At 30.2% G+C, this 1,807-nt stretch carries 4 protein-coding genes; all 4 read left to right on the top strand.

What is annotated here, in order from left to right:
* Positions 1-279 precede the first annotated feature (279 nt).
* Positions 280-888: a DUF2778 domain-containing protein gene (locus tag DMC01_RS12375; protein ID WP_185908946.1), complete on the top strand. Its 609-nt coding sequence runs from the start codon at positions 280-282 to the stop codon at positions 886-888.
* A complete protein-coding gene (locus DMC01_RS12370; protein ID WP_142694488.1) occupies positions 885-1,418 on the top strand; it encodes a hypothetical protein in 534 nt (177 codons plus the stop codon). The genes DMC01_RS12375 and DMC01_RS12370 overlap by 4 nt, the downstream gene beginning before the upstream one ends.
* Positions 1,408-1,620, top strand: a complete 213-nt coding sequence (locus tag DMC01_RS12365; protein WP_142694487.1) for a hypothetical protein — start codon at positions 1,408-1,410, stop codon at positions 1,618-1,620. The genes DMC01_RS12370 and DMC01_RS12365 overlap by 11 nt, the downstream gene beginning before the upstream one ends.
* Before the next feature lie 3 nt (positions 1,621-1,623).
* The coding region (locus DMC01_RS12360; protein ID WP_142694486.1) for a hypothetical protein at positions 1,624-1,807 on the top strand (184 nt) is incomplete at its 3' end.

Genomic DNA, 1,807 nt, shown 5'->3' with positions numbered 1-1,807 from the left:
ACAGCATACTCACGGCCTTGCAAGTGAAGTTATGGCTTTTTTAATGCAAAATGATGACAAGGATAGTGCTAGCCCAAACATCTACTTGCAAAGAATAATCACAAAATAGAACTTTTAAATGTAAATCTTGAGATAAGGAATGAATTTGAGGGTAGGGAAGAAGATGCCTCGGCCTCAAACGAAACACCCATCAGGCTTTTATTTGATGGACAGTTTTTAAGCATTATAGTTAATAATCAAGCAAAGATAGAAAAATTTTCATTTCAAGCTGTAAGTGGAGTGGCTCAAACAAAAGATGGCAAAAGCTATTTTACATACGAAAAAGAAAGACAGGCATTAAAAAATGAGGGTCCTATACCTGAGGGGGAGTATTTTATCACTCCACTAAGTGAAAATATAAATGAGGGAGTGCAATTTTTAGAATTAGATGATGAATTTATAGGAGTAATAAGCATCGCAGCAAGCTTGGCATCAAATTTTATAAAACTTCCAATAAAAAAATTTGGAAAATTTTACGGTGGCAGTTATGCTTGGGGTGCAGTTCGTATCCTAATTCAGCCAAAAACAAGAAAAATTATAAGCTCGCAAAACGAGGAAATCATTAGAGCTGATTTTTTCATTCACGGTGGTGCATCTGCTGGAAGTGCTGGTTGTATTGATTTATGGAAGAATAACAATGATTTTTTCAAGGTGCTTTTAGAATATGTAAAACAGAACAAAGATCAGATCTTGCAAAATCAAGGCAAAATTCCTTTGAGCGTGAAATATGATGATGGTTTAAAAATAAACTGTGATGATAAAATATATTTACAAGCTCAAAACATATCAAATTATAAATTTAAAAAACTATTTTTATTTACAACCAATGGATGTAGGCTCGTTCAATGAATTTTGATAGCGTATTATTTATACTTTGTTGTTTTATTTCTCTTATATGCCTTTTATATAAGCTAAAATCATTAAGCACAGTTAAGCTTTGCATTGGTATATTTTGGTTTTTAGTGTTTTTTATATTGCTTTATGCTATGTTATTTAAGTCTAGTAGAGGGTTTTTTGTCTTAGCTCAAAGTGTATTGTCTATCATTCTTGGCATTTGTATTTTAGGACTTTGTAGCCTTGTTTTAGAAAAATACAAGAATAATATTTCCATTACTTATTTTTTATTTTGGTATTTTGCAATACCCATATTATCAGCAGTATCGACAGTGCAAGCCATCTTAGTTGTTGATACAATTACAAATATACAAAGAATAGCACATTGTGGCTTTTTATTGTTTGGAGTACTTGCTTTGGCTGGGCTTATTTTCTGGTTTAAAAAGCAATATAAAAAATTAAAATTTTGTTTTTTACTGTGTTTATTTTATTATTTTCCATTTTTATTTGTTGGAATTGCTATCTTGGATGGGTTTGAAAAATGAAGTTTATTTAAAGATTATCCCAAACAAAGATCTTATAATCTTGCATTTTAAACCATACATAGATAGGACAAGAATCTATCTTAAAGGCAAAGATATTTTAAGTAAGACAAATGATCTTAAAAATATTTTTAGAAGAAGAAAAGACATAACTGTTCATCTAGAGATTTTACTAAATGGCTATAAAAATTCTTTTAAGGAGTGAAAAATGAAGAAGTTGGGACTAATGCTTTTGCTTACATTTATACCGGTAGTATTTGTAGGACAAGGCTATTCACAAAATTCACAAGAATTGCAAATGATAGCTCATAAAGATCTGAAAGCTCAATCTAAAATAAATTCAAGCATAAATTCACAGACTTTAAACGAAACTAAGGATGAATCTACACAAG

Origin of the sequence: Campylobacter troglodytis, assembly GCF_006864425.1 — a bacterium.
Classification (GTDB): domain Bacteria; phylum Campylobacterota; class Campylobacteria; order Campylobacterales; family Campylobacteraceae; genus Campylobacter_D; species Campylobacter_D troglodytis.
This window is presented reverse-complemented; position numbering and strand designations above follow the sequence as displayed.

Bases quoted from the DNA above. Each gene is read 5' to 3' on its own strand.
- DMC01_RS12370 (WP_142694488.1), top strand. From the start codon at position 885: ATGAATTTTGATAGCGTATTATTTATACTTTGTTGTTTTATTTCTCTT.